Source organism: Micromonospora sp. LOL_015, from assembly GCF_048060275.1.
Taxonomy (GTDB): domain Bacteria; phylum Actinomycetota; class Actinomycetes; order Mycobacteriales; family Micromonosporaceae; genus Micromonospora_E.
The window spans coordinates 1-561 of record NZ_JBHMIO010000178.1; the positions used below are offsets into that span (position 1 = coordinate 1).

Sequence of the window (561 nt, forward strand, 5' to 3'; positions counted from 1 at the left end):
GCGATGCCCGAGTTCGCCGACGTCGGGTTGGTGTTCGACGCCACGTCGGCCGGCGCGCACCGGCGCAACGACGAGATCCTGCAGGCGTACGGGCGGACGGTGGTGGATCTGACCCCGGCCGCGGTCGGCCCGTACGTGGTGCCGCCGGTCAATCTGGACGCGCACCTGGCCGAGCCGAACGTCAACATGGTCACCTGTGGTGGGCAGGCGACGGTACCGGTCGTCGCCGCCGTCGCGGCGGTGGCCCCGGTGGCTTACGCGGAGATCGTCGCGTCGATCGCGTCCCGCTCGGCCGGCCCTGGGACGCGGGCGAACATCGACGAGTTCACCCAGACCACCGCCCGCGCCCTGGAGGTCGTCGGCGGTGCCGGCAGGGGTAAGGCGATCATCGTGCTGAACCCGGCGGACCCGCCGCTGCTGATGCGCGACACTGTCTACTGCCTGGTCCCAGCCGGCGTGGACACCGGCAAGGTAGCCGCCTCGGTGGAAGCCATGGTCCGGTCGGTCGCCGGGTACGTGCCCGGCTACCGGCTCAAACAGGCCGTGCAGTTCGACCCGGTC

Annotated in this window: 1 protein-coding gene; it reads left to right on the forward strand. The window is 71.8% G+C overall.

Annotated features, from left to right (window positions below; all coding sequences use genetic code 11):
• Nucleotides 1-561, forward strand: a 561-nt coding sequence (locus tag ACFHWU_RS29365) for an acetaldehyde dehydrogenase (acetylating) (protein ID WP_416592335.1), incomplete at both ends; no start/stop codon positions are given.